Here is a 23,029-nt window from a genome sequence, read left to right as displayed (position 1 = left end):
ATTTGTACAATACAATCAGCGAAAATTAATCTATCAGTATTTCTGTGGTAATCTGAGTATAACGCTATTGTACATTCGAACGAAATTTCCATCGAGCAGTCCATTCCATACAGATGCCTCATTTACTAAACTTAACTAGTTAATAAACATTTAAGATTTCAATTAATAATCTATTAACATTAGACCATTACTCTAAAAGATGTCAGGAGATGATAACCATGGCAGCAATCTTACAGCTACAAAATATCACCAAAACCTTTGGTAAACAGCGTGCTCTAAATCACGTTAATTTAACCATTCAGCCGGGTGATATTTACGGTTTAATTGGCAGAAACGGCGCTGGAAAAACGACGATTTTAAAAACGATTGTCCAGTTGCTTTATCCAAATGAAGGTAACATTACACTGTTCGGTGCAACCTCCGGCAAAGATTACACCAAACAACTGAAACGAACGGGCAGTGTCATTGAGACACCCGTGGCTAACAATCAGTTGACGGCTCGTCAGAATCTCACATACTACTGCAAAATCAAAGGCATCGTCGATAAAGATGCTATCGATGATGCGCTAACGTTTGTGGAACTTACTGATACCGACAAAAAGAAGTTTAAGGATTTCTCGTTAGGTATGAAACAAAAGTTAGGTTTGGCGATCGCCCTACTCAATAAACCGGATTTTTTGATTCTGGATGAACCCATCAACGGTCTGGACCCCATTGCCATTGCTGATTTCCGTAATTTACTGGTGAAACTCAATCAGACTCAGGGCATGACGATTCTCATTTCCAGCCATATTCTGGAAGAACTCTATCAAATGGCGACCCGTTTTGGCATTATTGATCACGGAACGATGATTAAAGAACTCACTAAAGACGAGTTCGACGCTAAAAGCCGCGAGTACATCAAGTTGCAAGTCGATCAACCTCAGCTGGCCGCTACAGTGCTTAATAAAATGGGTGTTGAAGATTTCAAAGTCATTGATCAGCATACGCTGAATATCTATGATCTGTCGCTGGATAACGCGGCATTGGTAGAAATGCTCGTGGCCGCTTCCGTCAGTGTGACAACTATCGTCCGTGAGCACATTAACCTTGAAAACTACTTCAAATCAATTGTCTCGGAAAACGAGGTGACCCCAAATGCTTAATATGGCAAGGGCTGATATGTATCGTTTATTTCATTCTAAAGGTTTTTACATCACCCAAATCCTGATGATTATCGTTGCAACCATTAGCATCCTCACGTCAACTATTGGCATTGTCGGTGGTGGCTCTGATGCTCTTGCCAATTTTCAGGCAGCTAATCAAAAAGTTGTCTGGACAGGCGTCCAATGTGTTAAAGCGATGTCTAGTGAAACGAGCGCGCTGATTTACTTTATTCTACCGTTATTTATCATGACCATTGGTTTTGAATTCTCGAGGCAGATTTATAAAAATCCGCTCAGTAGTGGCATGACGCGGCTTAACTACTTTATTTCCAAGTACGTTATCTTCCTGCTGATTTCGGCATGTCAGGTAATTTTTTACTACCTGTTCATCTTTTTAGCCGGCGGTTTTAAAAATGGGTTCGGCAAAATTACCGGTCATTTCTTAGTCAAATTACTTCAAACTTCAAGCATTCAATTATTAGAACTAAGCGCTATTTTCGCCATCTCGACGTTAGTCATGTACCTCTTCTTTTCAACGATTACAGCTGTAGTGACAACCATCATTCTCCCGTTGATCATTACAATTCTAGTGCAAATTTTTATCAAGCAGCATTGGTTAAAATATTTCAGTTTTCAAAATAACGTTGATTCTGCGTACTTTGACCATTACACATCTGGTCAAATGAATCAGTTGCTTTTGGCGGGATTCGGTACCATTATTGTTTGTTTAGTGTTAGCTTTCTTATCGTTTAGAAAGCGCGACTTGTAAATAACTAAAACGGATGAAGCCTTGTTTTAAGCGTCATCCGTTTTTTGTTGACTAGCCGTTTTGAATGTTACTTGGATCTGAAATTGCAGCCCCTTTGTATTTAGGTTGACTTTGCCACCCTGCATCCGCGATAGTTCCGCAATAATGTAAAGTCCCAACCCAGCGTTTTGTTCGCGATGAGATAGGTCTTCTGTGTAAAAACGCTCCAGTAACCGATCAAAGTTCTTGATGGGCGTCATTAACTGATTGGTTGCTGTCAGCTGAACGCCTTGATCGATGTGTTTGAGCTCAATGGTCGCTTTTTGATAGCCATGATCCAAAATATTACCTAAGATATTCTGTAAGACTCGGGTCGTTGCTTCTTCGTCCAGTTGCCACATGATGTTAGGCTCAATCTTTAAATCCGTTGTAATTTGCTTTTGTTGCAGCGCATCATAGTAGTTCAAACAGGTCTGAGTCAGTAATTTTGACAGGTTTAACGTTTTGGGGGTTATCGTGATGCGATTCTCTAAGAGCCGGTTATACAGGAGTAATAAATTAAGATGTTTTGACAACGTCTGCAGATTTTGGTTCAACTTGCCGACCTGCTGGTGCTCACTTTCAGGTAAACCTTCGTTCGTTAATAACAACTGCGAATACCCACTAGCAACCGTCAGTGGCGTCCTCAAGTCGTGTGAAATGTTATGAATCGCCAGGTCTAACTGTTGTTGGGTTTGAACTGATTGCTGATGAGTGGCTTGCTGCTTGGCAATCATCTGATTGATTTGCCGGGTTAAAGCCACAACTACTGGATTGCGAGTCTTGACCTTCAACTGTTGATTAGTGGTGTGCTGGTTAATGAATTTTAACTGAGTGATTAAAGTTCGAATATCCATCATTATCAGCAAGAAGTAGGTTAAAACGGCCAATAGAATAACAAGTATAATTGCTAATGGTATCATGCTAACCGCACCCCGATTCCCCAGATGGTTTTGATATAAGCACGGTCCGAATCTAGTTTGGCTAACTTATTTCGCAAATTACTGAGATGAACGTTGATCGTATTCTCATCACCCAAATAAGGTGTTTGCCAAACTTGTTCATAAAGCTGTTCTCGGGTAAAGATTTGTTGCGGATTCTTGAATAGTAATTTTAAAATTTCACATTCTTTTTTCTTTAACGGACAGCTTGCAGTCCCTTTCTTAACCACGAATTCCTGTGGGTACAGTGTTAGCTGCTGATAAACGATTGGCCGTTCATCGTTTATGTCAACCCCCGTTTGTCGCATCTGTACCATTATCCGCGCTTTTAATACATTAATATCAAAGGGCTTCGTCACGTAATCATTAGCCCCTGCCACCAGTAAATCAGCAATGTCGGTGGCATCATCTAATGCCGTTAGCATGATGATTGGCACTTGTGACGTCTGTCGAATAATTTGCAGCACCTCATCCCCGCTTTTGCCAGGTAACAAGCGGTCTAACAAAATTAACGAGACGGGAAATTTCTTAAAGAGCAATAAGCCCTCAGTGCCTGAATACGCGCTAATAACTTGGTATTCTGATGACAGCATACTAGTTAGCAACCCTTGCATGTCGTCACTATCTTCGACGATCAGAATAGTTTTCATGATGCTCACCTCCACTTCTTGACTTAAGCTTATGGCTTGAGGGTTACGGAAACAAGGCTTAACTGTTAAAATCCATCATAAAGTCTTGTTAATTATAACGTAAATACCGCTATATCGCGGATGCAAGAAACGCTGTCGTGCTGCAACGACCGCTTGCTAGTATAATAGCATTAAAGAATTAATAATGGAGACGAGGATGAGTATGTTAAAAGATAAGCTAAAGGCACAACGTCAATTATTAGGGTTAACTCAGCAGCAAGCGGCTGAGTTATTGAACGTCACCCGGCAAGCCATTTCCAACTGGGAAAACGGCAATAATTATCCAGACATACCAACCCTCATTAAAATCAGTGAGTTGTACAAAATATCACTGGATACTCTACTAAAGGGGGATCAAGATCTGATGACAAAATTTCAGGCTGATTCGCAGGATTTACACTATTTAAGAAGAGTTCGATATCGGTTTGGGATTATAGGTTCATATCTATTTGTTCATTTTGGTCATCACCCAAAATGGGGCAAAGGTAATTTTATCTTTTGGCTGTTTACACTGACGTTTGCAGTATACATGAATCTCATGTTGTTTGTTTTGCAACTTGCAATTAGCTATATTTTTGACCATAATCTGTCCGTTAATACTCTCTCTGAACTGTTTATCGCTATTTTTACTTTGGGGTTAAGCCCCATCTATGGTTGGTGGGCACAGGACTTTTTAAAGAAGTAAATCCATTTGTGGTTTCGATTATGTTGAAAGAGCCATAGCAGACGTAACTGCTATGGCTATTGTATATCTAGCACAACTTTCTGATCTGGCAAACACTTAAAAATTGCCATTCGGCGTCTAGCTACCGGCTTTTGAATCATGTTCTTTCTCAATCTGACGCAACTCTTCTTCCGTAGTCGCCATGTGATCATCATAGTGATCCAACTTGTAATGTAAATGGTCAATTGCGGCTTGAATATCGTCCCGCCTTTCCTCCATTTCGACTAATTGTTCTTGCAGCAAATCAATTTGTTCTTTGGCGTTGTCTTCTTGGGCGTCGAATAACTGGACATAATGTCGAAGATTTTCAATCGACATCCCTGCTGATCGCATTTGTCGAGCAAACGTAATTCGTCTGAGAATCCGCGCATCAATGTCACGGTTACCGGCATCCGTTCGGTCTATTGGCGGGATCAGGCCCTCTTTTTCGTAGTACCGAATTGCTGCGGATGAGACGCCAGTTTTTTCACTTGCTTCTTTAATGTTCAATTTTGATTTCTCCTATTTCTTGGTAAAGGCAATATTGATCGTTGAGAGCAACGCAACCACCATGAAGGCAAACATAATCATCAGTGAATGGTTATAAGAGATAACGGGATTACTGAAACTTGCAGTCATCATAGTAATAACCGATAATCCCGCGGAACTGCCGACCTGGTGGACGGTATTGACGACCCCAGAGGCCGACCCAGCAATTTCTGGATCCGTATTTGCCACCCCAGAAACGGTCAGGGTGCTTAATGCGAACCCTTGGCCGATACCAATGATGACCATGGGAATGGCGATTGCCAGCAAGTATCCACTTTGAACTCGCACAATGGCGGCTATTAATAAACCAACGGTCGTGATCAATGTCCCGGCAATCATGATTTGTGTATTTGAGAAACGTGCATTTAATCGTGAGACCAACGTAGCAAAAATAAATTGAGGCACCGTTTCTGGTAAAAATCCCAGAGCGGCCAACAGTGGTGTAAAGTGATAGACATTTTGCATGGCCTGCGGAGTTAGGAAGAAGTACGAAATCATGGCGCCGAGGAAGAAGAACCGCGCCAGATAGGCACTGCTGCGTTCACGATCCTTAAAGAGCTTGAGTGGCATTAACGGTTCGACAGCTCGTTGTTCCTGCCAAATGAAGCCCAGCATCAGAATAACGCCAATCACTAAGGTTGGCACTGGATAAGTGGCACCGTTAATACTGTAAATAATAGTCACAATTCCGAGAACTGACAAGATGGCACCCAGCCAATCAATTTTTCCATCGGCTGGTTTGCTTTTTGGAATGAACTTAATGGTTAAAATCGCCATTAAAATACCAATGGGCACGTTCAGTAGGAACCCAATTCGCCAGGAAAGATAGCTGGCAATCAAACCACCAATGACCAGACCAAAACTAGCGCCCAGACCACCGGTTGCACCGTAATACACAATGGCGCGAGTTCGCATCACGCCTTTATAGCTGTCCATTAGTAGTGCTAATGTTGTTGGTGCTAAAATTGCGGAACCCGCACCTTGCAAAGCACGCATTGCAATCAGCATAGCACCGTTGACTGACAGACCAACCAGTAGTGAACCGATACTAAAAATTACGAGGCCAACTAAGAAAACCTTCCGACGACCAAAAACATCACCGGCACGTCCGCCAAGCAGTAGTAAACCGCCAAAAGTTAACGCATACGCGTTGGTGACCCAAGAGAGCGTTTGGGCATCCAAAGATAAATCAGCGGCCATTTTGACTGTGCTGGTAAAAACGATTGAGTTATCCAAAAGAATCATAAAATAACTGATTAAAATAATTGGCAATACAATGCCAAACTTTGCTTGTTTCATGTGTTAAACCTGTGCTTTCATCATTTATTTGTTTAGTACAAAAAATGATGTTAGACCCTTGAAGTAACTTCAAGGCAAGCACAATTTGCAAAAAACATTAAGTAAATTGAATCATTACAACTTCCAATTCAACGTTTAGCAAAAGACCGGCAGATAGTAAATTTGTCGGCCTTTCACTGCAACTATTTAAAATTTACTCGCTCACGATAATCAGTGATTTAATCGCTTCACGGTGATCCATGGCTTCATACGCTGATTGAATGTCATCGAGTGTGAAGCGCTTTGTGAAGACTTTTCCGGGGTGGATCTCTCCCTTCAAGACAGCATCCAACAACACTTTCCGGTCGTAAGTCGTGACAGCAGCGATGCCACCACGTAAACCGATGTTGTGCCAGAACAGTTGGTTAGTATCCATGTCTGATTTTTGTGGCACCCCAACACGACCCACAACTGTCCCTGGACGGCCAACTTTTACTGCGGTCTCAACGGATTGTTCGGTACCCACACATTCAAGGACGGCATCCGCCCCTGCACCATCCGTCAGTGCCATGACTTTAGTCACGGCTTCATCACCACGCTCCGCAACAATATCAGTAGCACCGAATTCACGGGCCAGCTCTTGCCGGTCTTCATGGCGGCTCATGGCAATGATGCGGGTTGCCCCGTGTAATTTAGCCGCAATTACACCACACAAACCAACAGCACCGTCGCCCATGACCACTACCGTGTCGTTAGTTTTAACTTCAGCCATGTGTGCAGCATGATAGCCAGTTGCCATGACGTCGGCTAACGCCAATAAATCATTCAGTTGGTCATCCGTATAGTCTGAGGGTTGACCGGGAATTTTTACTAAGGCCCATTGCGCGTTCTTAAACCTTAAATATTCACCCTGATAACCCACCACTTCTGAATCGGTGCGATTGAGACAATCCCCGTCAAAGCCTGCTAAGCAAGCAGCACAATGACCACAACCATGGGTAAATGGCGCAATTACAAAATCCCCAGGTTTCACACTGGTGACTTCTGATCCCACTGATTCCACCACACCGATGGCTTCATGACCGACTGGGGTATTATGGTCTCGATTGGCAAGACCACGGTACCACCAAAGATCCGAACCGCATACACAGGCGCGAACAATTTTCAGGACCGCGTCCGTTTCATTCTTAACAACTGGTTTATCTAGTTCATGAACGCCGATTTTGCCAGGTTCTTCAAAGACTGCTGTTTTCATTTCACGTTCTCCTTTTTAGTAGACCGGTCGAGTTGATCCCTGAGTTTCGGGGTCCGCCAAACCTAAACTATCTTTGCTGCCATACGTTGGATCGGCAACTATTTTCAAAATCAGGTCAGCGACACTCTGACGCGACGCAGACACACCAACGTATGGTTGAGCCTTGTGAGTAACAGTATACTTGACCTCATCCCGGTCATTTAACCAAGGAATCCGGATGGTGGTGTAATCCAGACCGGAATCTGCCAACAATTGATCAGTTCTTTGAGTTCCCGCTAGACTGCTAGCCAATGATTGACGATTCCAGCGTCCAAATTCCCCTGGTACCTCGTTGTAGATTCCCAGAACGTTTGCGGAAATCACCCTGGAAACGCCGTTGTGCTTCATGGCTGTAATGATATTTTGCGTCCAAAGATTATGACTTGAGTGATCAACTACCGCCACAAACACCATGTCTTGACCAGCTACTGCGCGGTCAACCGCCTTGGCATCATCTAAACTGCCATCGATTAATGTAACGCGCGAATTGTCGGCCAAGTTGGTCAAGCGTTCGGGTTTTCTCAGAAATAAGGTTAATTGAACATCATCAAATTGATTCTCATTTAAAATCCGTTGCTCAACGAGCTTCGCAATTTGCCCGTTGGCTGCTAAAATTAATAATTTCATTTTTTTACATATCCTTTCACTAATAACCAGGATCTCATCTGTGTTGATTATGCCCGATTGATGCCTAAACTATCACGGGAATCGAGTGTAGCATCGTGGGTTAGTTTAACCACTAAATCCGCTATGGACTTACGGGAAACGTCGTAACCGCCAAACGGTTCGCCTTGTCTCGTGATTTGGTAATTCGTATCATCACCGTTGTCGAACCATCCAGGCCGAATGGTGGTGTAATTTAGTTCTGAAGCCGAAACGATGTCCGCTGCATGCCGGTAACCGGTCAATACGGGATTATTTTCCAAGTTGCCAGCCGCACCACCACTAGCCGAAATTTCGTTGTAAATTCCCATTGAGGTGATGAACAATAACCGAGAAACACCCATTTCACCCATTTGTGTCACTTAGGATTCCGCCATGGCTGGTAGGTTACCGCTTAACGCCGCAAACACAACATCTTGACCGGCCAGGGCTGCTTGCAACACTTGGTTGTCCGTCACACTGCCTTGAATTGCTGTCTCGCGGCTTGCGTCCAATGCACTAAACCGACTGATTTTTCTGGACATCAGTGTGAGTTTATCAGTTGTGTGATCAAGAAAGTACTGGCGTGTTACACGACCCACTGAGCCGGTGGCACCAATAATCAGCACGTTTACCATACTTATTTCCTCCATTCCGAAATCACTACGGTTAGTCTAATCTCTTAAAGCTACTTCAAGGCAAGCAAATATTGCCTTATTTTTGATAAATTCCTTCTTGAGCTGCTGTCAAGCTGGTACCAAAGATTTGCTCAATGGTGACTGGGTCGCGGTGATCGAAGAACTGACTTTCCTGTCTATCCAACTGATTGATTTGTGCCATCTCAGCGTCTGTCAAAGCAAAATCAAACACATCAGCATTTTCAATCATCCGTTCTTGGTGAACTGACTTTGGAATAACCGTGATATTCCGTTGTAGTAACCACCGTAAAATGACTTGGCCGGTCTTCTTACTATGTGAATCAGCAATTCCTTTAAGCGTCGGATTTGAAAAGATAGCATGTTTACCTTCCGCAAATGGCGCCCAGGCTTCAACTCGAACGTTTTCGCTTTGATTATAGGCGACTTCAGCCGGTTGTTGGTACCACGGGTTAACCTCAATTTGATTGATAACTGGCTTAACTTCGGTGGACAAAATCAGGTTTTTGAGTTGGTCGGCGTAAAAGTTAGAAACCCCAATCGCCCGAACTTTGCCAGCTTTGAGTGCTTCCTCCAAGGCACGCCAAGCACCAATGACATCTCCATAGGGCTGGTGCAACAAGTAAAGGTCAATATAGTCTAGTCCTAATTTATTGAGCGAACGATCAAGACCTTCCTTGGCGCCGTTATAACTGAAATCTGACACCCAAAGTTTGGAGGTCACAAAGAGGTCGGAGCGGTTAACGCCACTTTCTTTGATGGCAGCGCCAACTGCTGTTTCGTTCTGATACGCGGTTGCCGTATCAATTAAACGATAACCACTGGCGATGGCTTGGCTAACTGCTGTTTGAGCCGCAGCTAGATCAGCCACCTGAAATACACCGAAACCAAGTTGCGGCATTTCGACACCGTTAGATAAAGTTGTTGTAGGAATTGTAGTCATGGATAATAACCTCCTGAATTAATTTGTATGGTTATCTTAACCCACGTTTATAGAGTTGAAAATTACCAGATAGTCATGGTAGTATACGAGTAACGCATACTGGAGGGAGCAATCATGCTGGAAGTCTATTTACTGGAAGAACTGGTTATTTTTAATCAAGTTGGTACCCTTGCCGAAACCGCTAATCGGCTACATCTGACACAGCCAACTATTACTCGGGGCTTACAAAAACTCGAGACCGAATTTGGTGTTCAGTTATTCGACCGTCAGCCTAATCGATTGTCCTTAACGCCAACTGGTCAACTAGCTGCCGAGGAAGCCGCAAAGGTGTTAGCTGCTAATCAAGGTTTACTGGAAACAGTTCGCAATTTTGATCAAAATCAGCGCCAAATCCGCATTGGATCAACCGTTCCCGGACCCTTAATTTTATGCCAGAAACTTGACCTTAAAACGACCATCAAGGTAACAGTCAATCAAAATCTGATTGAGTTAAGTCACGTGGTGGACCAGTTGCACCAACGAAAACAGTCGCTGATATTTACCAATGAAGAGATCATGACAGAGAACATTGAATCTCGTTATATTGGAACTGAATCGTTGTTCGTCTATTTGAATCGGTTCATGTATGAAGCCAATCAACCAACAATTTCGTTTGCTGAATTGGCCGGTCAAAGTTTTATTGTTTTGCATGATATAGGGCCGTGGCGGACAATTATTCAACGTGAAATTCCCAATGCCCATTTTATGTATCAGGCAGAGAAAACCGCCATGCAAGAGTTGACTAAGTATGCCGATTTTCCAGCGTTTACCACCAATATTACCCGGGCTGACCCCGCAACAAATGACCAGGATAACCGAGTTGCCATCCCGATTCATGACGATAGTGCCAAAATGCCAATTTACGCGGCGTATCTAAAAGCTTCCAAGTCTCAAGTTGAACCGATTATTCAGCAGGTCATTCGTGAGTGGCCAAGTTGAGTAAGTGAAAAACGTTAAGGCGGGTTCAGTTAGCCTTAACGTTTTTAATTTCAGTAGATGATACTATTTTGCATTGTTAAGCCAGCCAATCCTTGATTTTGCCATCGTTAACTGAGTTAGTGCCAGCAATGAGACTTGGTTTAAGTTGACCACCCTGAACCGCTCTTTTAACGTCAGTTTCAAACCCACCCGTCTGACCGACTGAAGTACAAAAGACAGCCACTGTTTGATTTTCAATTGCCGCACTTTCAAAAAAAGCAGCAAGTGGTGTCGCCAAGCGACCGCTCCAAACCGGCGAACCAACTAGAATGCGGTCGTATGAACTAAGATTGGGCATCGTCTGCAAAACTGGCAACTGATGATGAGCATATTGATCTTTCGCCATATCAGCAGTAGCGAACATATCTGATGGGAATGTTTCAGTCGGAACTAATTTAAATAAGTCACCATCAACGACTCGGCTGATTTGTTGAGCCAGAACCTCAGTCCGGCCAGTCTGTGAATAATAAACAACTAGCGTTTTCAATGGAATTACCTTCTTCTTTTTAATTCATGCTACATACTAAACCTTGAAGTCGACTTTAAGGCAAGAATTAATTTGCAATAATTTAAAACGGTGTCACTTCTAACGTAATTGCCTTCATCTAACCTGCCAACGCTAATTTTGATGTTCAAAAAAGTTATTCACTATCTTCAGTACAGTACTAATAGGCACTATATGTTTGTCCTTGTCGCGATTGATAAAATGGTTTTAGTCACATTTAGAATCTTCAGTTTGATTGCAGTCTACAATTCAACTGATTTTCTGGGTCAAAAAAGCGTTTCAAGTTAGCCTTAATGACTCCTTGAAGCGTTGTTATAGAAGATATGACAACTATTGTTCAGTTGGATATATGTTCTTATGGTGGTTTTGTTTTTTGTTTGGTAAGTTAGTTAAAGTAACTTTTCACCAGGCAATCAAACAATCACTATTCACCCACCCAAAACAGATTAATGTCCCACGATGACCTTTTTAACTAATTTTAAGCCGCCAAAACGCGTCACTATTTTCCCTTGATGGTTATGATGATCCAAAATTAATTTGACTACCGAACCTGCCCCGTCTTCCACTGAGCGCATGAAACGGTTATCCATATGATGATTCAAATCAGTGGTAACTCCGCCTGGTACGGCACCAAAAATTTCCACTGGGATATGCTGGGTCTTAAAGCTGTCACCAAACATTTTAATCATTTGGTTGAGTGCTGACTTGCTGACACAGTAAGCAAACGGATGAAAGAACCGGTTGCCCGCTGCTGGAATAGTCATGTTAACGATTCGACCATGATTTTTCTGTAAAATCGGTGTAAATGACTTAATCAGTTCAAAGTTACTCGTCACATTCACATCTAAAGTTGCCTGTAAATCCGTTGTTTGAGTTGCCAGTGGTTCAGCATCCATGTCACCTGGAATACCCGCGTTATTGACTAATACTTTGAGCTCCGGATGAACGTTAGCAATCTTATCCGCCACGGCATGGATAGTTTCTAAATCGTTAAGGTCAATCATCACTAACTCCACCGTCACACCAATTGCCTGTAATTTATTAACGGCAGCTAATCCCCGCTCCTTATTCCGGGCACCTAATAGGATTGTCCAGCCCTTTTGTCCCAGCTGACGTGCAATTTCAAAACCGATACCCTTATTTGCGCCAGTAATCAATACTGTTTCTGACATCGTTAGTCCTTCTTCATGAAAAATAATAGTAACTATATTTTACCATGAATCGTTGAGAGATATAGACCAATAGACAAAAAAAGATCCATTCAAAGTGAATTGATCTTCATTTGGATAAACTAGTTTTCATAAACGCTGTTCTACTGGTATCTTTGCACCAAAAATTGATATAGTGGGTTGTTGAACGGCATATACTGAATAGCATCAGCAAAATTACCAGTAACCATATCTGCATCCTGCCCGGCTTCTAATTTTTGGACCCACGTTGGATCAATCAACAACTGCTGACCAACTGCTGCAAACTCAGCATTTTCCAACAATGTCTCAACGTCATGACGAGTTCGAACACCACCAACACCGACCAATGGCTTTTGACCGGCGATATGTTCATGTAGGTAAGCCAGAATGGACTGTTGTTGATAATCATCCGATTGTGCAACACGATTATACGAATCTAAGGACACGTGCAAGTAATCCAGAGGTGTTTTGACCAGTTGATCAACTAAGTAAAAGGTATCTTCCAAGGTAATACCAGGTGTGGTAAATTCTTCTGGCGAGAATCGATAGCCCACTACAAAAGGCCGATCAGCATATTGCTTTACCGCGTCAAAAACGCTATCGAGAAGTTGCTTGATGAATGTAAATCTGCCTGTACGGTCCCCACCATATTCATCGGTCCGACGGTTGGACTGCGGTGAATAGAATTGCTGAATCAGATAAAGGTTAGCACCATGAATTTCCACGCCATCAAATCCGGCCTCAATGGTCCGTTTAGTCGCCGTTTCAAAGGCATTAATTGTTTCGTGAATTTCGGCTAACGTCATTTCCCGTGGCGTACTCGTTTTTGGGGACCCGTCACGGTGTTGTGCTGCTACAGCACTGGCAGAAATCGCCTGCTGTCCGTTTAAAGCATCAAAGCGGCTCATCCGTCCAGCATGAAAAATCTGAACAAACGCCTTGGCACCCTGAGCCTTGATTGCACCCGCTAATTTAGTGAGTCCCGGTAAGTCTTCATCGTGAGCAATACTGAGTTCACCAGGCCATCCCTTGCCCATCTCGGTCACGTTGGCAGCACCCGTGATGACCGTTCCAACACCTTGCGCGCGCTCAGCATAATAATTGATTTCATCTGAAGTGATCGTACCATCGTAAAAACTCTGCAAGGTGGTCATTGGTGGCATTACCAGCCGATTTTTCACCGTAACGCCAGATTGAAATGTAAATGGTTCTTGATAATTCATTAACGATTCCTCCTATATGTATCGCATCATGATATGTCTTTTTCGTTCTTTTTTTAAACACGAATCACGATTTGGCTAGTAACCATTATTGAGGTAACCAGAGCTAATCTTGGTTACGAATAGTAAGCTACTTTGTATTCAATATTACGTTGACACATTAACACTGTCAAATCATGCTTTCGTTGGATAAATAAAAAAACTGAACGCTTAGATTACGTTCAGTTTCCTACGATTATTAAAAATCTATGATGTTCAGAAAAACTTCTCAAGCCTCTCTGCGATGATTGAAGTAAAATAATCTCGCAAAAAGCCGTAGTTTCTAGAACGCATCGAATTATAATGGCAAAAAATTAAGCTTTATCCGTATCGATGAGCCAAGCTAAAGCCAATGCTTTCTCACCTAAGTGTGTCCCAATCACGGGGCCGAAATAACTGCGTTCCATCGGAATATCTGGAAACTTATTCTTGATCTGTTTCTGCCAATTGTCGCCACCCTCAGGATCATTACCATCGATGATAATGGCTCGCAAGGGATAGTCCGCGGTTTCAACTGCCTCAGCAAACAAATCTTCTACCCGTAACAGGGCTTTTTTCCGTGATCGAACCTTTTCAAACGCCACGATTTCGTGACTTTCATCGTCAAAGGTTAACAGTGGCTTAATTTTCAGTAAGCTGCCGACGAACCCAGAAGCATTCGACAGCCGACCACCCCGAACGAGGTTTTGCAGATCATCGACTACGAAGATTTCGTCAATGGTTGCTCGAACAGCATCCAACCGTGAAATGATTTCATCAACTGTTTTGCCAGCTGCAGCCTGTTTAGACGCTTCAATGGCCAGATACCCCATGAGTTTTACGGTGATTTGAGAGTCATAAACCACCACGTGAGTGTTAGTCAAGTTTTCATTAACTTGTTTAAGTGAATTAACAAAGCCAGAGATTGTGCTGGCCAAGTGAATACTAATAATCGTGTCATAGCCTTCATCACCTAGTTGCTGGTACAGCTGAATCATTTCACCCAGCGGTGGTTGTGACGTACTTGGAAATGATTTTGAGGATCGTAATTTATCCCAGAATTCGTCGGTGCTGATATCCACACCTTCATTGTAGGAACGGCCGTCAATGATCACTGGGATCGGAACGACGTGTATGTGATAGCGCTCAATGTCTTCTTGTGACAAATAGCTGGTACTATCAGTGACGACAGCTATTTTCATTGTAAACACCCGTTTCTTTTATCGATTTAACTTACCTGTCGTTTAAGTCTGGGATTAATTGTAACGAATCCGCGAAGTGAAAGCAAGCACAGTCAAAAACGTAACGATTGTTTAAGAATTTCAACAGTCGTTACGAATATTATTTGGCGTCTTCTTTTAAAACACTCTCTGCGCGATCAATGCTACGGCTCAGCCGATTCAGCATAATCTTCATCATCTGTTGCTCGTCTTCCGGCCAGTAATGAAAGACAGCGTCAATCAGCGCATCATAATCGGTATTGATATGCTCTAAAGTATCACGTCCAAGCGACGTTAACGCATATTCCAGCTGACGACGATCTTTGCCCACAGCTGTTTTGGAAACAAGCTCCTTTGCGCTGAGGTTTTTCAACTGCCGACTTAACGTTGATGTGTCTAACTGTAAAGCCTCCGCCATGGCATCCTGCGTGATCACTTGACTTTCAATTTGGCGTAAGAGCCGCCATTCGGCAATGGTAACGCGATAGTGCTTCGTAATTTTAGCCGTTTGTGTCTGCAACGACTTGGCAGCCAAACTTAAGTTGTCTAAGATTCCCTCCAAGATACGACTCCCCTTTCACTGTGATTTACTTGTATTATACATCTTTTTTACTAAAAAGCCTCTTATTTACGCCATAATTTACAACCAATCTGCTTTACTCGGGGTGTGAACACCGTTATACTAGTATCCGTGTGAATAAACGAACGAAGGAAGTGAGACCATGTCATTTGATGGTGCATTCACCCACGCAATGGTTGGCGAGTTGAGCCGACAGCTTGTCGGTGGTCGTGTCTCTAAGATCAACCAACCGTATAATAATGAAGTGATCTTAACCGTTCGGGCGAACCGCAAGAGTTTACCGTTACTGTTATCAGCAAACCCGACTTTTGCCCGAATTCAAATTACTGATATTCCCTATGTTAATCCAGTAACACCCACTAACTTTACCATGATGATGCGTAAATACTTAAGTGGCGCGATTTTAACTGGCATTAGCCAAGCAGCTAATGACCGGGTCGTCCACTTGGACTTTACCAGTCGTAATGAATTGGGCGACCAAGTTACCTTACGCCTGATCATTGAAATTATGGCTCGGCACAGTAATGTCATTTTGATTGACCTTGCCACGAGTACTATTTTGGATACGATTAAACACGTCGGTTCCGACCAAAACCGGTACCGAACGCTGTTACCTGGTGGTCACTACATTAATCCACCTGCACAAGATTTGCTGAATCCCTTTGAAGCAGACGCTGCTACTGCGGCTAAAACACTCGTTCGCGACTATCCCAACGAAGATGTTCTTGCTCAAGAATTACGCCATACTTACCAAGGACTCGGTCAAGACACTGGTTTAGGATTGGCGAAGGCTTTGCATCAACCTGGCGAAACCATTGACAATTTTACTGCCTTCTTTAAGCAGTTCGATGATCCGAAACCAGTTCTGGTCACTAATGATAAGGGCAAGACTGGCTTCAACGCCTTCCCTTATGGGCAAGATCATGTCACTAGTAAAAGCTTTGATAGTTTAAGTGCCATGTTAGACTTTTACTATCAAGACCGAGCTGAACGTGATCGAGTCCAGCAGCAAGGCAGTACGCTGATTCACGTGGTTCGTAACGAGCTCAAAAAGAACCGTACCAAGCTCAAAAAACTCCAGTCAACGTTAAAATCAGCGGATGATGCGGATGAATACCGAATCAAAGGTGAACTCCTGACGACTTACCTCACCAAAGTAACTCGTGGGATGACCAGCATTACCCTGCCTAATTTCTACGATGACGAAAAGCCACTGGAGATTGCGTTATCCAATCAAATCAGTCCATCGCAAAACGCTCAGAAATACTTTAAAAAGTACAATAAATTAAAGGCCTCGGTCAGCTACGTCAACGACCAAATGGCGAAGACTAATGCTGAAATCGACTATCTCGAAAATATCAGTTCACAAATCGAATTAGCCGCACCAAAGGATTTAGCCGATATCAAAGCTGAGTTGCAGCAAGGCGGTTATTTACGCGACCACGAACACAATCAGCGTAGTGGCAAAAAGAAACGACGTCAGGTTTCTAAACCAGAAGTTTTTGCGGCCAGTGATGGTACCAAGATTGAGGTTGGTAAAAACAATCTGCAAAACGAAAAGTTAACGTTGCATAGCGCTGCTAAAACCGATATTTGGCTGCACGTTAAGAACATGCCGGGTTCTCATGTGATCATTCACGACGACACCCCTTCGGAACAAACCTTACTGGAGGCCGCTACCATTGCCGCTTATTATTCGAAGGCACGGCAGTCTAGCTCAGTTCCAGTTGATTACGTCCAAGTGAAGAAGATTCGTAAACCAAACGGTACCAAACCTGGTTACGTCATTTATGAAGGTCAAAAGACCCTCTTCGTTACGCCGGACAGGGAATTTGTTGAAAAATTAAGTATGCAGTAACCTTTTTACACGCACATTAGCGCACATTAAAAGCCATGTTTTCAGTTTTTAACTGGAAGCATGGCTTTTAATATTCAATAAACTATAACGTCTCAAAACTAATTCTGGCACCCACTTCCTGCGTTGTCAGGCCTAATTGATCTGGCAATTGCAGTTGTTTAAACGGAAATGTGCCGCGTACTTGGGAACGACGGTCAGAATGAATATCCACGTCTAACTGAGCAATCAAATCCTCGTTAATTTCTCCTAGCGCCTGACGTACCAGCATGCGGATCCAATTAATGCCCGTTACCTTATTGAGGTACGCAATTGTAGTTAGCCGTGTTGGCCGAACACCAGCAAAACGTGGTGCTTGTTTACCATTAGTTGTATATAGCATCTGAACCATCCCCGTACGTTTATGGTGGCTCAAATACTTCTTGGCATGTACAAGAATCTCATTTAGCTGGCTATCCGTTAACGTTGCTGGCGACCGCATTAACGTAATTTGATCTAGGGTTGTGGCGATACCTTGATCCGAACGAAGATCACTCGCAAGAATAGGAACGATGTGCCCCTCAGTCACAAATAAATCAAGACCGATATTCGCATGATCCGTTAACAGCTCGCTACGCTTTTCTTGGTCCGGTGGCAAAATCGAAATCGAATAGTGCCGACGACGTAGCTCACGTGTCAAATAATGACGGTTGCCGGGAACGAAGATTTTTACCGGATGCTCAATCGCAATCACATTCATGATGTCCCCCAACTGGACCGGATCAATGATTTGTTTATCACTGAGGGTTGGCGTAAGTGAGCCAGCGTTGGGATTCGTGTTCATGATCACCGTCTGATACCCAGATTTTCGCAATTGTTTGAGCATTTCAGTGGTGAAATAGTCGGCTGAAGCGTTTGGTCCTAACTGATTACCGCCACGTCCAAGAACTAAAATCGTTTTGTCGGAAAGTTGTTCACTTTCATTTTCAAGCTCAAAGGTACTGTAATAAGTTGTTGGTGCATTCAACAACTCGCCCGCTGATGGCTCGACGCCCTTGTAAGTTGCTGCGATATGATTGTCGTGTCCCAGCTGACGAACGGTTTCAATATCCGCCTGCCACATGTTAGCGATCATTCCATCACCGAAACCGTAATATCGGCCCTTATGAAGCGCTTCAACATCCATTGGGTGGGTTTTGATCATATTTTCAATGGCGAGGATGTGCTTAAATTTCACAAAATAGAACTGGTCGATTTTTGTGAGTTCGCTCAATTCGTCTACCTGGTAACCGCGACGTAAGGCCTCTAGTAAAACTAGAATTCTACTGGACAACGGGTGAATCAGTTGCGAGATAATTTGCGAGTCAGTTAAGTTACTCATTGATGGCAATTCATCTTGCGGACTAAACTGTGACGAACGAAGGGCTTTCAAAATTGCTTCTTCGGTACTTCTACCGATTCCAATCGTTGACCCCACCGATTTCATCACTGTGCCCAAGTGTCGATTAGCATTTTTAACATCTTCAAACGGCCAAAGCGGAATCCTCACCACCACGTGATCCAAGCTGGGTTCTAAGAGTGCAGTTTGTTTAAAATGATAAATGTCGGGCAAGTGAACATCCGTCAATTTTTGGTTCAAGTATAAATTAGCAGCGACATACGCAATTGGATAACCCGTTGCAGCAGCTACTAGTGAAGTTCCACGATCATTATAAGGTGTTACTTTTGTCACGTAAAAGCGCTCACCATCGGCCCGCAAAGCAAAGTGAGTGTGCACAACCCCGGTAAATTGAAACTGATTATTAATGGCAAAGGCCGTGTCTCGCAACATTTCATATTCAGTATTACTTAAGGTTAACGTTGGCGTAACAACCATGGAATCGCCAGAGTGAATCCCAATAGGATCAATGTTTTCGAGACCGGCAATTAATACTTGGGTGCCCATCACGTCACGCATGGACACTAATTCAATCTCTTTATAGCCAACGATGCTTTGCTCGATGACACACTGTTTAAAACGCGACCAAGTAAAGCCACGGGAAACTGCACTGAGCATGTCGCTTTCATTCTCACACAGTATCCGGTTGGTATCGATTCGCGGTGCAATCGGTTTGACGATCACCGGGTAACCAATATCATTCGCCACATTAATAGCCTCGTCTAAGGTACCCACAGTTTCGGAGGCAATCACAGGCACGCCAACGTTGCGCATGACACCGTTGAGCCGATCAGGATTATTGATGTCCATCATGGCGTCTGCGGGGATGCCCAAAGTTTTCACGTTATTATCGGTTAACACACCATTTTCTTGTAACTCTTGAATCACGCTAATGGCAGTGACCCCACCCGTCGTTGCTAGAATCGCATCAGGGTGCTCTTTTTCGATAATTCGCTGAACGTTGTCAGCCGTTACCGCCTGGATGAACATATTAGTCGGCTGGACATCCTCCAACGCTGCGGAAAATGGATTGTTATCAATTAGCAGCGAACGAATACCCTGCTTCTTAAATGCTTGAATGATTTGGACACAAGCAGCGTCTAATTCGGTTTCATGACCAATTTCTGTTGGCCCGCCACCGATTATAAGTATTTTTTGAATTTCAGTATCCATCTCATCACTTCCGTGTTCCCATGATTTCAATAAATTCGTCGAATAAGTCCACCGAATCGTTAGGACCGGGGGCACCATCAGGGAAAAATTGCACTGAAAAAGCTGGGTAATCTCTGTGCCGGAGTCCCTGAATGGAACCGTCAATTAAATCCAGATAAGTCGTAATTAAACGGTCACGATTAACTGATTCTGGGTCCACAACGTATTCCTGACTTTCCATGGCATAAATAATTTCATTAGTTATAATTTTACGAATTGGATGGTTGGCCCCATGATGAGACAGCTTCAGTTTCGTAATTTCAGAACCGTTGGCCAAGGCAAATAATTCATGACCAAGTCCAATCGCAAATAACGGGATTCGTTCTTCAACTGTCCGAATCATATCCAAAACACTCTCTGGGAGATCCAGTGGTGAACCGGGACCCGTCGACAGTAAAACGCCGTCAGGGTCCAAGTTGATCACGTCTTGTGCGCTAGCATCCCACGGTAAGACGGTTACGTTACAGTCCCGCTTTGATAACTGCCGTAAAATGCCGTGTTTGAGGCCAAAATCAATCACAACCACGTTATAACCCTGATTAGGGTTCGGATAAGGCCGCGGCGTTGCAACTTGCGCAACCTGCTGATTGGTTAATACGGTGGCGTGTAATTGGTCAAAAGCATGATCATCAGCGACATCCACAATGCTGCCTTTAATCGTCCCAGTTTGATTGATTTGACGAATCAAATGCCGGGTATCAATGCCGCTAATACCAGGAATATTATGTTGTTTTAAAAATTGATCCAGCGATAGTGATCGTTGGCGATTCTTGGAAATATCAGTCACGTCTCTGACCACCATGCCCTTGGCAGTGGGCAGAATGGATTCATAAGCGTCATGGGCAATGCCAATACTGCCGACAATCGGCTGAGAAAAAACAATAATCTGATTGTGGTAGATTTGGTTCGTCACGATTTCTTGATAGCCCAACATACTGGTATTAAAGACAATTTCGCCAGTGGTGGTTGCTCCAGCACCAAAACCCTGTCCCGGGTAGACCGAACCATCTTCCAATATTAAAAAGCGTTGTGCCATTTACATCATTCCAATCTTGATTACTGTGCTACCGTTCGATGATTTCAACGCTGTCATGGCCATCGATTTCACTGACAGAGACTTTGATTCGTTCTTGCTGCGAGCTTGGAATGTTTTTGCCGACAAAATCAGCACGAATGGGCAATTCACGGTGACCACGGTCAACTAAGACTGCCAAATTGATCTGTTTAGGCCGACCAAGATCCATAATAGCGCTCATTGCAGCTCGGATAGTCCGCCCTGTGTATAATACATCGTCAATTAAGATCACTTTTTTATCGGTCACTGGAAAATCAATTTTTGAAACTGTAACTTGAGGATCAGTTTCTTGGCTATCATGTTCAATGTCATCACGGTATTGCGTAACATCCAATTCACCCACTGGGACGCTAGCGTTCTCCAACTGTTTTAGCCGACTGGCGATCCGCTGTGCTAAATAAACCCCACGCGTTTTAATTCCTAGGATCACTAAACCATCAATTCCTTTATTGTGTTCAATAATTTCGTAAGTAATTCGTGTCAGTGCACGCTGCATTGCCATTGCGTCTACAACTACTTTTGCCATAAGTGGCCTCCTATTTTTTAAAGTCTGGTTATTTCGGAAAACCGATAATAACTTTACAATATGCTGGAATAACTTGACTTGCAAGCGATGTATCTCAACTGGGCGTCTGCTCACGAAGGCGATTGATCACCCGTTGAAAATCATCTGGAAGCGGTGCTTCAAATACCAACTGTTTGCCAGTCACTGGATGCCTGAACCCCAATTTTTTAGCGTGCAGGAATTGACCTGAGCCGGCAATTGTTTTCCGAGGCCCATAAAGCGGATCACCGGCCAGCGGATGTCCAATGGATTTCATATGCACCCGAATCTGATGCGTGCGCCCCGTTTCTAGCCAACATGAAATCAACGTGTAGTTCAAATAACGTTCTAGTACCTGATAGTGGGTTACGGCATGACGACCATCTGCCACAATGGCCTGACGTTTCCGATCCTTTGGCGAACGGCCAATTGGTGCATCGATCACACCCTTGTCCTGTTTAATGACGCCATGAACCAGTGCAATATATTCCCGCAGGTTAGTTTTGTTTTTCAACTGGGCGGCTAATGATCGGTGTGCGTTATCGTTTTTAGCCACCATCAGTAAACCGGATGTATCCTTATCAATCCGGTGCACGATACCCGGCCGATAGGTACCATTAATTGTTGATAATGGCGAGTGATACAGCAGTGCATTGACCAGTGTATGGTCAGGATGCCCTGGTGATGGATGAACCACCATCCCAGCCGGTTTATTGACTACGATGACATCGTCATCTTCATAAACAATATCTAGGGGAATATTTTCTGGTTCCAAATCCAGTGCAACCGGGTCTGGAATCGTCACTTCAATTTGATCACCCGGTTGAACCTTGTATTTCGGCTTTTCCACTTTTTGATTCACCAAAACTCGGTCTTCATCGATAGCTTGTTTAAGCTGTGAACGGCTCTCGTCGGGCATCATGTCACTTAGAACCTTATCCAACCGACCCGATTGATCCGTAATGGTTAACTGTACTGTTCTAGGCATTTGGTGTCCCCGCTTTATCTTCCATAAACAAAATCACCATGATCCAGATAACACCGATGGTCAAACAGCTATCAGCAAAATTGAAGATGGGAAAATTAACGAAGTCCAGTTGGAACATATCAACCACGAAGCCGTTGACAACACGATCGTAGAAATTACCCAGTGTACCAGCAATCATAAACGCCAGACCAATCTCATAACGCCAGTTGGTACGGTAACGGACTAAGAACCAAATCATGACCGCCAGCGCAACAACCGAAATGATTAAGAAAAACCATTGCTGCCCCGCTAACATACTCCAAGCGGCACCGTCATTTCGAATATAAGTCAAAGAGAGAACTCCTGGTAAAACGGTGTGCGTACCGCCCAAGGCAATCGTTGCCACAACAAAGTGTTTGATCCATTGGTCAATGAAAAATAATAAGATGATAAATGCTGTGATTAGCCCAATTAACAAGTTGGCAACTTCCTTTACTTTGAAATGTATGAATTCATCTGCCCCCAAAACGGCAGCTGTTTGTTTAAGTAACTTCCATTATATCAAAAAAGCGGCTGATAAAC

The 23,029-nt window shown here is 43.5% G+C and carries 22 protein-coding genes and 1 pseudogene; 5 read left to right on the top strand and 18 right to left on the bottom strand.

Annotated elements, in window-relative coordinates; translation table 11 throughout:
* The first annotated feature begins 218 nt into the window (after positions 1–218).
* Both AC6H04_RS12210 and AC6H04_RS12205 read left to right on the top strand, forming a co-directional pair.
* Positions 219–1,145 (top strand): ABC transporter ATP-binding protein, encoded by a 927-nt coding sequence (locus tag AC6H04_RS12210; RefSeq protein ID WP_497571934.1) that lies wholly within the window; start codon positions 219–221, stop codon positions 1,143–1,145.
* Positions 1,138–1,914 (top strand): hypothetical protein, encoded by a 777-nt coding sequence (locus AC6H04_RS12205; RefSeq protein ID WP_497571933.1) that lies wholly within the window; start codon positions 1,138–1,140, stop codon positions 1,912–1,914. The genes AC6H04_RS12210 and AC6H04_RS12205 overlap by 8 nt, the downstream gene beginning before the upstream one ends.
* A gap of 26 nt (positions 1,915–1,940) precedes the next feature.
* Here AC6H04_RS12205 and AC6H04_RS12200 read toward each other — a convergent pair whose 3' ends face one another.
* Both AC6H04_RS12200 and AC6H04_RS12195 read right to left on the bottom strand, forming a co-directional pair.
* Positions 1,941–2,855, bottom strand: a complete 915-nt coding sequence (locus AC6H04_RS12200; protein ID WP_497571932.1) for a sensor histidine kinase — start codon at positions 2,853–2,855, stop codon at positions 1,941–1,943.
* Positions 2,852–3,523: a response regulator transcription factor gene (locus AC6H04_RS12195; protein WP_497571931.1), complete on the bottom strand. Its 672-nt coding sequence runs from the start codon at positions 3,521–3,523 to the stop codon at positions 2,852–2,854. The genes AC6H04_RS12200 and AC6H04_RS12195 overlap by 4 nt, the downstream gene beginning before the upstream one ends.
* A gap of 202 nt (positions 3,524–3,725) precedes the next feature.
* On the opposite strand from AC6H04_RS12195, the gene AC6H04_RS12190 reads away from it, so the two are divergent.
* Entirely contained in the window at positions 3,726–4,247 is a 522-nt protein-coding gene (locus tag AC6H04_RS12190) for a helix-turn-helix domain-containing protein (RefSeq protein ID WP_497571930.1), read from the top strand.
* A 117-nt stretch (positions 4,248–4,364) separates the two neighbouring features.
* Here the strand turns inward: AC6H04_RS12190 and AC6H04_RS12185 are convergent, their stop codons facing one another.
* From AC6H04_RS12185 to AC6H04_RS12160, 6 genes and pseudogenes are all read right to left on the bottom strand, one after another.
* On the bottom strand, positions 4,365–4,775 hold the full coding sequence (locus AC6H04_RS12185) for a MerR family transcriptional regulator (RefSeq protein WP_497571929.1): 411 nt from the start codon (positions 4,773–4,775) through the stop codon (positions 4,365–4,367).
* 12 nt (positions 4,776–4,787) lie between these two features.
* The gene (locus tag AC6H04_RS12180; protein WP_497571928.1) at positions 4,788–6,113 is read right to left on the bottom strand and encodes an MFS transporter; all 1,326 of its coding nucleotides are present in this window, start codon (positions 6,111–6,113) and stop codon (positions 4,788–4,790) included.
* A gap of 193 nt (positions 6,114–6,306) precedes the next feature.
* Entirely contained in the window at positions 6,307–7,347 is a 1,041-nt protein-coding gene (locus AC6H04_RS12175; protein WP_497571927.1) for a zinc-dependent alcohol dehydrogenase family protein, read from the bottom strand.
* A 15-nt stretch (positions 7,348–7,362) separates the two neighbouring features.
* Complete coding sequence (locus AC6H04_RS12170) at positions 7,363–8,013, bottom strand: NAD(P)H-binding protein (RefSeq protein WP_497571926.1); 651 nt, start codon at positions 8,011–8,013, stop codon at positions 7,363–7,365.
* A 47-nt stretch (positions 8,014–8,060) separates the two neighbouring features.
* Positions 8,061–8,666 (bottom strand): annotated as a pseudogene (locus AC6H04_RS12165) (NAD(P)H-binding protein).
* A 76-nt stretch (positions 8,667–8,742) separates the two neighbouring features.
* A complete protein-coding gene (locus tag AC6H04_RS12160) occupies positions 8,743–9,627 on the bottom strand; it encodes an aldo/keto reductase (RefSeq protein WP_497571925.1) in 885 nt (294 codons plus the stop codon).
* 114 nt (positions 9,628–9,741) lie between these two features.
* Here AC6H04_RS12160 and AC6H04_RS12155 point away from each other — a divergent pair, with 114 nt between their 5' ends.
* Positions 9,742–10,605, top strand: a complete 864-nt coding sequence (locus tag AC6H04_RS12155) for a LysR family transcriptional regulator (protein WP_497571924.1) — start codon at positions 9,742–9,744, stop codon at positions 10,603–10,605.
* Between the two features lie 76 nt (positions 10,606–10,681).
* On the opposite strand, the gene AC6H04_RS12150 is transcribed toward AC6H04_RS12155, so the two are convergent.
* The 5 genes from AC6H04_RS12150 to AC6H04_RS12130 form a co-directional block, all read right to left on the bottom strand.
* Positions 10,682–11,131, bottom strand: coding sequence for a flavodoxin family protein (locus AC6H04_RS12150; RefSeq protein ID WP_497571923.1), 450 nt, complete (start codon positions 11,129–11,131; stop codon positions 10,682–10,684).
* A gap of 464 nt (positions 11,132–11,595) precedes the next feature.
* Positions 11,596–12,321 carry an SDR family NAD(P)-dependent oxidoreductase gene (locus AC6H04_RS12145; protein WP_497571922.1) on the bottom strand — a complete coding sequence of 242 codons (726 nt, stop codon included), beginning with the start codon at positions 12,319–12,321 and terminating at the stop codon, positions 11,596–11,598.
* 140 nt (positions 12,322–12,461) lie between these two features.
* Complete coding sequence (locus AC6H04_RS12140; protein ID WP_497571921.1) at positions 12,462–13,562, bottom strand: NADH-dependent flavin oxidoreductase; 1,101 nt, start codon at positions 13,560–13,562, stop codon at positions 12,462–12,464.
* Positions 13,563–13,912: 350 nt separating this feature from the next.
* The gene (locus AC6H04_RS12135) at positions 13,913–14,779 is read right to left on the bottom strand and encodes a DegV family protein (protein ID WP_497571920.1); all 867 of its coding nucleotides are present in this window, start codon (positions 14,777–14,779) and stop codon (positions 13,913–13,915) included.
* 139 nt (positions 14,780–14,918) lie between these two features.
* Positions 14,919–15,359, bottom strand: coding sequence for a MarR family winged helix-turn-helix transcriptional regulator (locus AC6H04_RS12130; protein ID WP_497571919.1), 441 nt, complete (start codon positions 15,357–15,359; stop codon positions 14,919–14,921).
* A 160-nt stretch (positions 15,360–15,519) separates the two neighbouring features.
* On the opposite strand from AC6H04_RS12130, the gene AC6H04_RS12125 reads away from it, so the two are divergent.
* Positions 15,520–17,235, top strand: coding sequence for an NFACT RNA binding domain-containing protein (locus AC6H04_RS12125; RefSeq protein ID WP_497571918.1), 1,716 nt, complete (start codon positions 15,520–15,522; stop codon positions 17,233–17,235).
* 82 nt (positions 17,236–17,317) lie between these two features.
* On the opposite strand, the gene AC6H04_RS12120 is transcribed toward AC6H04_RS12125, so the two are convergent.
* The 5 genes from AC6H04_RS12120 to lspA form a co-directional block, all read right to left on the bottom strand.
* Positions 17,318–19,822, bottom strand: a complete 2,505-nt coding sequence (locus AC6H04_RS12120; RefSeq protein WP_497571917.1) for a carbamoyl phosphate synthase preATP-grasp domain-containing protein — start codon at positions 19,820–19,822, stop codon at positions 17,318–17,320.
* A 4-nt stretch (positions 19,823–19,826) separates the two neighbouring features.
* Complete coding sequence (locus tag AC6H04_RS12115) at positions 19,827–20,897, bottom strand: carbamoyl phosphate synthase small subunit (protein WP_497571916.1); 1,071 nt, start codon at positions 20,895–20,897, stop codon at positions 19,827–19,829.
* Between the two features lie 28 nt (positions 20,898–20,925).
* Positions 20,926–21,462, bottom strand: a complete 537-nt coding sequence (pyrR, locus tag AC6H04_RS12110; RefSeq protein WP_497571915.1) for a bifunctional pyr operon transcriptional regulator/uracil phosphoribosyltransferase PyrR — start codon at positions 21,460–21,462, stop codon at positions 20,926–20,928.
* Positions 21,463–21,556: 94 nt separating this feature from the next.
* Positions 21,557–22,468, bottom strand: a complete 912-nt coding sequence (locus tag AC6H04_RS12105) for an RluA family pseudouridine synthase (protein ID WP_497571914.1) — start codon at positions 22,466–22,468, stop codon at positions 21,557–21,559.
* Positions 22,461–22,919, bottom strand: coding sequence for a signal peptidase II (gene lspA, locus AC6H04_RS12100; RefSeq protein ID WP_497571976.1), 459 nt, complete (start codon positions 22,917–22,919; stop codon positions 22,461–22,463). The genes AC6H04_RS12105 and lspA overlap by 8 nt, the downstream gene beginning before the upstream one ends.
* Positions 22,920–23,029 lie beyond the last annotated feature (110 nt).

The sequence above is a fragment of the Secundilactobacillus sp. MJ173 genome (assembly GCF_059704265.1).
Note: the sequence above shows the minus strand (reverse complement) of the source record. Positions and strands in the feature narration are given on the sequence as shown.

Excerpts from the sequence above, each read along its gene's own strand:
- AC6H04_RS12210 (WP_497571934.1), top strand. The coding sequence starts at position 219 with ATGGCAGCAATCTTACAGCTACAAAATATCACCAAAACCTTTGGTAAA.
- AC6H04_RS12205 (WP_497571933.1), top strand. The coding sequence starts at position 1,138 with ATGCTTAATATGGCAAGGGCTGATATGTATCGTTTATTTCATTCTAAA.
- AC6H04_RS12200 (WP_497571932.1), bottom strand. The coding sequence starts at position 2,855 with ATGATACCATTAGCAATTATACTTGTTATTCTATTGGCCGTTTTAACC.
- AC6H04_RS12195 (WP_497571931.1), bottom strand. The coding sequence starts at position 3,523 with ATGAAAACTATTCTGATCGTCGAAGATAGTGACGACATGCAAGGGTTG.
- AC6H04_RS12190 (WP_497571930.1), top strand. The coding sequence starts at position 3,726 with ATGTTAAAAGATAAGCTAAAGGCACAACGTCAATTATTAGGGTTAACT.
- AC6H04_RS12180 (WP_497571928.1), bottom strand. The coding sequence starts at position 6,113 with ATGAAACAAGCAAAGTTTGGCATTGTATTGCCAATTATTTTAATCAGT.
- AC6H04_RS12175 (WP_497571927.1), bottom strand. The coding sequence starts at position 7,347 with ATGAAAACAGCAGTCTTTGAAGAACCTGGCAAAATCGGCGTTCATGAA.
- AC6H04_RS12170 (WP_497571926.1), bottom strand. The coding sequence starts at position 8,013 with ATGAAATTATTAATTTTAGCAGCCAACGGGCAAATTGCGAAGCTCGTT.
- AC6H04_RS12160 (WP_497571925.1), bottom strand. The coding sequence starts at position 9,627 with ATGACTACAATTCCTACAACAACTTTATCTAACGGTGTCGAAATGCCG.
- AC6H04_RS12155 (WP_497571924.1), top strand. The coding sequence starts at position 9,742 with ATGCTGGAAGTCTATTTACTGGAAGAACTGGTTATTTTTAATCAAGTT.
- AC6H04_RS12145 (WP_497571922.1), bottom strand. The coding sequence starts at position 12,321 with ATGTCAGAAACAGTATTGATTACTGGCGCAAATAAGGGTATCGGTTTT.
- AC6H04_RS12140 (WP_497571921.1), bottom strand. The coding sequence starts at position 13,562 with ATGAATTATCAAGAACCATTTACATTTCAATCTGGCGTTACGGTGAAA.
- AC6H04_RS12135 (WP_497571920.1), bottom strand. The coding sequence starts at position 14,779 with ATGAAAATAGCTGTCGTCACTGATAGTACCAGCTATTTGTCACAAGAA.
- AC6H04_RS12125 (WP_497571918.1), top strand. The coding sequence starts at position 15,520 with ATGTCATTTGATGGTGCATTCACCCACGCAATGGTTGGCGAGTTGAGC.
- AC6H04_RS12120 (WP_497571917.1), bottom strand. The coding sequence starts at position 19,822 with ATGGATACTGAAATTCAAAAAATACTTATAATCGGTGGCGGGCCAACA.
- AC6H04_RS12115 (WP_497571916.1), bottom strand. The coding sequence starts at position 20,897 with ATGGCACAACGCTTTTTAATATTGGAAGATGGTTCGGTCTACCCGGGA.
- pyrR (WP_497571915.1), bottom strand. The coding sequence starts at position 21,462 with ATGGCAAAAGTAGTTGTAGACGCAATGGCAATGCAGCGTGCACTGACA.
- AC6H04_RS12105 (WP_497571914.1), bottom strand. The coding sequence starts at position 22,468 with ATGCCTAGAACAGTACAGTTAACCATTACGGATCAATCGGGTCGGTTG.